This is a genomic window from Haloactinopolyspora sp. (assembly GCF_027324685.1).
Taxonomy (GTDB): domain Bacteria; phylum Actinomycetota; class Actinomycetes; order Jiangellales; family Jiangellaceae; genus Haloactinopolyspora.
In genome coordinates this window covers 1-6397 of sequence record NZ_DAHVSH010000163.1, presented here as the reverse complement: position 1 = coordinate 6397, position 6397 = coordinate 1, and the positions used below count along the sequence as shown (strand labels likewise).

Genomic DNA, 6397 nt, shown 5'->3' with positions numbered 1-6397 from the left:
CTCGGCGGCCAGGCCGGTCAGCGACACCAGCGCGGTGAGCGCGGAGTGTCCACTCCCGGCGACCACGATGTGTCGCCCGGCCAGCCGTTCGCGTTCGGCGGGGACGGACAGATCCCGACCGCGGTAACCCAGTCGGCCGGCCACGACGGCAGCCGCCTCCCCCAGCGCCGGCAGTCCGTCGCCGCCCAACGGATTCGGCGCACCCCACGTTCCGGACGCGTCGATCAACCCACGAGCCAGGATTCGCGCTGCGCGGCCGTCGGCGTAGCGAACGTGGACGGCCAGCGGCTCCGTGTCGCGACCGTCGTCGACGACTCGATCACGGCCCCGGCGCGCGACACCCACGACCTCGGCACCGGTGTGCACGCGCTCCCCCAGCGCCTGCGCCAGCGGTGCCAGGTAGTCGCGCACCCACTCGCTCCCGGTCGGATAGCCGGCACCGGCGGGACCGATCCAGCCACCCGCTTCGAGCAGCCGGCGCGCCGCCGGCGCCACCAATTCCGACCACGGCGAGAACAGCCGAACGTGCCCCCACTCGGTCACGTGCGCACCCACACTCGCGCCGCGCTCGAACACCAAGACCTCGACGTCGCGTTCGACGAGCTCGGCCGCGGCCGCCAGACCGACCGGCCCGGCACCGACGATCACCACTGGATGCGCCATCATCTCTCCTTCATCGAAGTTCATCGATTCGTGGAGAGCGACTCTATCGACGAACGTCGATGATGCCAACCATCGAATGTCGTCGATAGACTCTCGAACATGACGACCCTTGCGCCCCGCGCGCAGATGCCGCTCGACACCGAGGCGGCGACTCACTACGCCGAGTGCTTCGTCACCCTCGCCGACCCCACACGGGTCCGGCTCCTGCACGCTGTCGCCACCTCGAACGGGGGCCTGACTGTCGGCGAGCTGACCGATCTGCTGGGCATCAGCCAATCCACCGCCTCACATCACGTACGCAAGCTCGCCGACGCCCGCTTCGTGCACGTTTCCAAGGTCGGCACCAGCACCCGGGTCACGGTCAACGAGGCGTGCTGCACCGGGCTGCCGCACATGGCCGACGTCGTCATGGGCGTGACGGCCACCAACCGCCCCTGCTGCCCCGACGACATCCCCGCCGACGTCACCATCCGCGCGCTCACCGACGGCGACTGGGCCGAGGTGCGCCGCATCTACCGCGAAGGCATCGACACCGGCATCGCCACCTTCGAGACGTCGGTGCCGTCGAGCGCCAAGCTGGCGGCGAAGTGGCTGCCCGGGCACCGCTGGGTCGCCGAGATCGATGGCAAGGTCGTGGGATGGACTTCGATCTCGCCCGTCTCTGATCGTGACTGCTACCGCGGCGTCGGCGAGTCCTCGGTCTACGTCGACTCGCGCTTCCGCGGCCGCGGCGTCGGCAAAGCCCTCCTGCGCCAGCAGGTCACCGCCGCCGACGATCACGACATCTGGACCCTGCAGACCTCGATCTTCACCGAGAACCGCGCCAGCATTTCGCTGCACCACCAGGCCGGCTACCGCACCGTCGGCATTCGCGAACGCATCGCCCAGCGCGAGGGCGTATGGCACGACACCGTCCTCCTGGAACGCCGGCGCGCGAACTGAGCGAACACGGGCGTCAGTCAGACGTTCAATCCCGCTCCTCCGCCGACGAGGATGTCCTCGCCGGTGATGAAGGACGAACGCTGCGACAACAGGAACGCGACGGTTTCAGCGACCTCTTCCGGTCGCCCCATCCGCCGAAGCGGCAAGGCGTCCGCGAAGCTCTGCTTGACCGCGGCGATCTGCTCTGGACCCATACCGCTCTTCGCCAGGATGGGGGTGTCGATCGGTCCCGGGCTCACCGCATTGACTCGGATCCCGCGCGGAGCGAGCTCGACCGCGAGCGACGGGATCATCGTGAGCAGCGCACCTCGACTGCCCGCTGCGGCACTGCCACCAGGCATGCCCCGCCTGGCGCCGATTCCCACGGTGAACACCACCGAGGCGCCTTCCCCCATCAGCGGCAGCAGCTTCTGCAGCGCGAAGAACGGCCCCTTCGCATTGATCGCGAACAGGCGTTCCCACGTGTCCTCGCTCATGCTCTCCACGGGCGCCGACTCCATGATCCCGGCGTTCAGGAACGCGCCCGTGAGAGATCCGAACGCGGCCTCGGCTTCACGCGCGACTCGGGTGTTGTCCTCGACTGACGCGGCATCGGCTCGCGTCACGATCACCTCAGCGGGCAGCTGGGTACGCGCCCGGGCGACGGATTCCTCGGTGCGCCCGGTCACCATCACCGACACGCCCTGTTCGTGTAGCAGGCCCGCAGTCGCGAGGCCGATTCCGCTGGTTCCTCCGGTGATGACGACGGCTTGGTCGGTCTTGGTCATGTTCGGCGATCCGTTTCTCTCGTGGTGATGGTTGGACCCGGACGCTCATCCACGCCCGGCGATCGTCAGCTCTCCGGCGCTCACCGCCCGGATGTGATCGCTGGCGAGCATCGCGTGCGGGTATCCGAGATCGATCGCGCTGGCCTCGTCGAGACGTCGCAGTTGAGCGTCGTCGAAGACCACGTCGAATGCTGCGAGGTTCTCCTCGAACTGCGCGACGCTGCGGGCTCCGATGATCGGTGCCGCGACCGCTTCGTTCTGCAGCACCCAGGCGAGCGCCACCTGCGAAGGTGTCCGTTCCAGCTCCTGAGCGACCGCACGAACGACGTCGGCGACAGCGAGGTTGCGTTCGGTGATCGTTCCGAGCGCGCGGTTGAAGTTCTTGCGGGTTCCGTCGTCGCTCGACGCCGACACAGCGTCCAGATCGGCGCGGCTGTACTTGCCGGTCAGGATGCCGCCGGCCAACGGCGAGTAGGGCACGACGCCGAGGCCGAGCTCACGCGCCATCGGGATGAGATCGCGTTCCGGCGTGCGCTCGATGAGGCTGTACTCGATCTGCAGTGCGACCAACGGCGCCCAGCCCCGCAGGTCGGCGAGGGTTTGCATGCGCGCGATCTGCCACGCCGGCACGTTCGACATGGCGACGTACAGCACCTTGCCTTGCCGGACGAGATCGTCGAGGCCCCGCATCACCTCGTCGACCGAGGTCGTCGCGTCCCAGACATGCAGATAGAGCAGATCGATGTACTCGGTGTTCAACCGGCGCAGGCTGGACTCGACCGAGCCGATGAGGCTCTTTCGATGCGGGCCACCGGAATTCGGATCACGCGCCTCACGCAACGTCGTGTACTTCGTCGCGAGCACGAGACTCTCCCGAAAGTCCTTCGTGAACTCTCCGAGGAAACTCTCCGAGTTGCCGTTGGTGTAGGTGTTGGCGGTGTCGATGAAGTTGCCGCCACGCTCGACGTAGGCCTCCAGCAGTTTCCGTGATTCGGCGGCGTCCGCGCCCCAGCCCCAGTCCGTGCCGAAGGTGGCCGTGCCGAGCGCCAGCGGCGAAACGCGCAAGCCGGAACGGCCGAGCAACCGGTAGGTGTCGAGTGCGAGTGTCAAAGCCATCTCCAGTTCGGTTGATCTGTCATCGCCTCACCAGAGTGCTGTGACTGCGGCCGCGACTGCCAGGGAAGATCCGTCCCAGGAACACGGCTACCAGCCGCGGAGTTGTAGCGGAGGTGCCACAGTCCTCCGTGAACGTCACCCGAGAGCTCGCCAGGTTCCTCCGCACGCGACGCGAGAGGCTCGATCCCGCGGCTCTCGGCCTCACTCCGCGGCACGACCCTCGACGTCGTACGCCGGGGATGCGCCGAGAGGAAGTCGCCGAGCGCGCAAACGTCAGCGTCGACTACGTCGTGCGCCTGGAGCAGGGGCGCTCATTGCGGCCCTCCCCGAGCATCTTGGATGCGCTCTCGCGCGCTCTGCTCATGTCACCGGACGAGCGTCGTTACCTCTTCGATCTCGCCGAGCAGCGCCCGCCGGACATGCCCAGGCCCACGTCGGTGCCGCTTCCACCGGCTCTCGGGAGCCTGATCGACAGCTTCGCTCCGGCGCCGACGATGGTGCTGGACCATCGATCCGACATCCTCGCGTGGAATCCGGAGATGGCGGAGCTGCTCACCGATTTCAGCGCGCTGCCAGCTCATCGCAGGAACGCCGTATGGCTGTGTCTGATGCACCCCGACATCACCGCCCGATACCTCGACCTGGACCGAGTGCGGCGAGACGGCGTCGCTCATCTGCGCGCAGCATGGGCAGCACACCCGCAGGACGACAGGCTTCGCACCCTCATCGGCGAACTTGTCGACGCCGACGAGGAGTTCGCCGAGCTCTGGGAGAACCACGACGTCCGCGTCAATGGGCACGCTGAGAAGGCGATGCATCACCCTCGAATCGGGATCATCACCGCTCGTTTCGATCTGCTCGCCCCGGTGCAGCAGCCCGAGTACCGCGTCCTCGTCGCTCATGGAGCAGACGAGGCGAGCCGCTCGGCCATGGAACGTCTCGCCTCGCCCGAGCGATCAACACCACTGACCGCGGTGACGGCGTAACGCTCCAGTCAACCGCGTGCTGGGTGCCACTCGGGTAGCTGGTCGACCGGCCGGGGATACAAGGTGTGGTCCTCGAGAACGAGATCCGGATCGGCGTCGCCACTGTCGAGGTCGTCCTCGACGATCAGCCCACCAAAAGGGCATGTCTCATAGTCGAACTCCACATCGACCTCTGTTCCGTCGACCGTGAAATCCGCGACGTACCAGGTGCCCTTCGCGGGGTCATGCATCTTGCCGCGCAGCTCAGCCACCAGAGCGCCAAGGCCACGCTCTGGCCGGACCCTTTTTGTCACACTGCCGTCGGCCAGCGTGACGGCAAGACGAATCTTGACGACGTTGGCAAGCGCCTCGGCGTGCAGGACGATCTTCTGCCAGCCTTTCGGGGCGGAACGGCGTGCGCCGTCCGAGATACCGCGTACCTGCTCGTCAATCGTGAGACTCATGCGTCGGACTCCTCGGAGTCGGCCGGTGTGTTCAAGATGGTGACGGATTCGATCTCGTCGCCGATCTCATACTCGACTTCAAAGTACGCGGGTCGGTGGCCGTCATCTGTGTAGACGACCCATACGGTGATATCGATGGTCATGCCATCACGGATGGCGCGTTCCCACTCGCGCTCAAGCCCTCGATAACTGCGCCGGTTGACCTTCTGCGTCATCGGCACGAGATTGATGTCGTCCCCGATGCCGCCGAAGACGCGCCCGATCAGGTGACCAGCGTCATCCTGGTCCAGCTTGCCCTTCACTCGCCGCTGAGCACTGGGGTTGCGTTGCCCGCCGGACCCTCAGCGAGTGTCGCCTTGACGCTGATGACGCGCCCATTGACACCCGTGCCATACGTAACTGAGCGATCGACGACGATGTTGTGATCTTCGGGAGGGTCACGCAGGATCAGTTGGTGTTCCCGCTGAGTACTGGTGACGTGCAGGACCGGACGAAGGAGAGCCTTTAGTTCGCTCGTCGCCGTGCTCACCGCGGCAGTGGATGCATCGCGCAGGTGCTCGACCTCCCGGCACATGTCGGCAACGATCTGCTCGACCTTGCTGGCGACGTCTGTGACCCGGGCGAGGTCGAGGACACGGCGAACGTCGGCGAGACTTTCGTCGAGCTGATGTCTCAGGTTGTCGGTCTCGGCCGGGATGGTCTCGTCCCCCAGCTCACCAAGGCGCTCGATGCCCTGCCTGATTGGCCGCTCATCCATCCGATCGATCTCCGCCCCCTCCGCCTGGGCCGAGTCTCTCACAGCGAGCGCATTCAAATGCCGCGAAGGGCTGCAGACACAGGACACCGAAGAACCACGACGACACCTGTCACGGGTGGTGACTCGGCCGAGTGTTTATGCGACAGCGTTCTTTCGCAAAGATTCGCCGAACTGATCTGCCGTATGGCGGATGGGCCCGGCCAGGAGTCGACGCGAAACGCCCCGGCGCGGTCCTGCTACAGCCCGTGCCGGGGCGTTACCGGGATCAACGGTGTGCGACTACCTCCACCGGCACCCACCAGCGTAATTCTGTCTTGCACTGCGACCCAGTCGCGGCGAGGATGAAGATCGTCGAGAGGCGCACCGAGATCGCCGTCAGGATCACCCGCAACGCGGCCACGATCCTGACCATCGCGCTCGTAGCCGTCCTCACCGTGCTCTGGTCCCTGCTCCGGGTCGTCGACCTCTTCAGGTAGAGCGTCGATCTCGCAGGGAGTGACCGACCCCGCCACCGGCACCGGTACGGGGTCGGCGCGCGTACGACGAGCCTTCGAAGAAGGCTCCTGAGCTGTGATGACGCGTGGTGGGCGATACTGGGATCGAACCAGTGACCTCTTCGGTGTGAACGAAGCGCTCTCCCGCTGAGCTAATCGCCCGGGCGCGGGAACACGATACCCCACCCCAGCGCCGTCGGTACAACTGACCGGCTTCGTTTCGCGTTGC

The 6397-nt window shown here is 66.4% G+C and carries 9 protein-coding genes and 1 tRNA gene; 3 read left to right on the top strand and 7 right to left on the bottom strand.

Annotation, left to right across the window (positions count from 1 at the left end):
* The coding region (locus M6444_RS17345) for an FAD-dependent oxidoreductase (RefSeq protein WP_363326413.1) at positions 1 to 666 on the bottom strand (666 nt) is incomplete at its 3' end.
* Between the two features lie 96 nt (positions 667 to 762).
* Here M6444_RS17345 and M6444_RS17340 point away from each other — a divergent pair.
* The gene (locus M6444_RS17340; protein WP_298330245.1) at positions 763 to 1605 is read left to right on the top strand and encodes a metalloregulator ArsR/SmtB family transcription factor; all 843 of its coding nucleotides are present in this window, start codon (positions 763 to 765) and stop codon (positions 1603 to 1605) included.
* A gap of 17 nt (positions 1606 to 1622) precedes the next feature.
* Here the strand turns inward: M6444_RS17340 and M6444_RS17335 are convergent, their stop codons facing one another.
* Both M6444_RS17335 and M6444_RS17330 read right to left on the bottom strand, forming a co-directional pair.
* Positions 1623 to 2372, bottom strand: coding sequence for an SDR family oxidoreductase (locus M6444_RS17335; RefSeq protein WP_298330242.1), 750 nt, complete (start codon positions 2370 to 2372; stop codon positions 1623 to 1625).
* Positions 2373 to 2417: 45 nt separating this feature from the next.
* The gene (locus M6444_RS17330) at positions 2418 to 3482 is read right to left on the bottom strand and encodes an aldo/keto reductase (RefSeq protein WP_298330239.1); all 1065 of its coding nucleotides are present in this window, start codon (positions 3480 to 3482) and stop codon (positions 2418 to 2420) included.
* 134 nt (positions 3483 to 3616) lie between these two features.
* Between M6444_RS17330 and M6444_RS17325 the strand changes: the two genes are divergently transcribed.
* Entirely contained in the window at positions 3617 to 4474 is an 858-nt protein-coding gene (locus M6444_RS17325) for a helix-turn-helix transcriptional regulator (protein ID WP_298330236.1), read from the top strand.
* Between the two features lie 8 nt (positions 4475 to 4482).
* Here M6444_RS17325 and M6444_RS17320 read toward each other — a convergent pair whose 3' ends face one another.
* From M6444_RS17320 to M6444_RS17310, 3 genes are read right to left on the bottom strand one after another with little or no spacing between them, the layout of a single operon-like run.
* On the bottom strand, positions 4483 to 4917 hold the full coding sequence (locus M6444_RS17320) for a hypothetical protein (protein WP_298330234.1): 435 nt from the start codon (positions 4915 to 4917) through the stop codon (positions 4483 to 4485).
* Positions 4914 to 5219 (bottom strand): DNA/RNA non-specific endonuclease, encoded by a 306-nt coding sequence (locus M6444_RS17315; protein ID WP_298330231.1) that lies wholly within the window; start codon positions 5217 to 5219, stop codon positions 4914 to 4916. The genes M6444_RS17320 and M6444_RS17315 overlap by 4 nt, the downstream gene beginning before the upstream one ends.
* Positions 5216 to 5674: a hypothetical protein gene (locus M6444_RS17310; RefSeq protein ID WP_298330228.1), complete on the bottom strand. Its 459-nt coding sequence runs from the start codon at positions 5672 to 5674 to the stop codon at positions 5216 to 5218. The genes M6444_RS17315 and M6444_RS17310 overlap by 4 nt, the downstream gene beginning before the upstream one ends.
* A 341-nt stretch (positions 5675 to 6015) precedes the next feature.
* Here M6444_RS17310 and M6444_RS17305 point away from each other — a divergent pair, with 341 nt between their 5' ends.
* The gene (locus M6444_RS17305; protein ID WP_298330225.1) at positions 6016 to 6150 is read left to right on the top strand and encodes a hypothetical protein; all 135 of its coding nucleotides are present in this window, start codon (positions 6016 to 6018) and stop codon (positions 6148 to 6150) included.
* Between the two features lie 105 nt (positions 6151 to 6255).
* On the opposite strand, the gene M6444_RS17300 is transcribed toward M6444_RS17305, so the two are convergent.
* Positions 6256 to 6330 (bottom strand) — tRNA-Val (locus tag M6444_RS17300).
* Between the last annotated feature and the right edge of the window lie 67 nt (positions 6331 to 6397).

What these genes read in the sequence shown, in the direction of transcription:
- M6444_RS17320 (WP_298330234.1), bottom strand. Translation starts at nt 4,917, where the DNA reads ATGAGTCTCACGATTGACGAGCAGGTACGCGGTATCTCGGACGGCGCA.
- M6444_RS17305 (WP_298330225.1), top strand. Translation starts at nt 6,016, where the DNA reads ATGAAGATCGTCGAGAGGCGCACCGAGATCGCCGTCAGGATCACCCGC.
- M6444_RS17335 (WP_298330242.1), bottom strand. Translation starts at nt 2,372, where the DNA reads ATGACCAAGACCGACCAAGCCGTCGTCATCACCGGAGGAACCAGCGGA.
- M6444_RS17340 (WP_298330245.1), top strand. Translation starts at nt 763, where the DNA reads ATGACGACCCTTGCGCCCCGCGCGCAGATGCCGCTCGACACCGAGGCG.
- M6444_RS17310 (WP_298330228.1), bottom strand. Translation starts at nt 5,674, where the DNA reads ATGGATGAGCGGCCAATCAGGCAGGGCATCGAGCGCCTTGGTGAGCTG.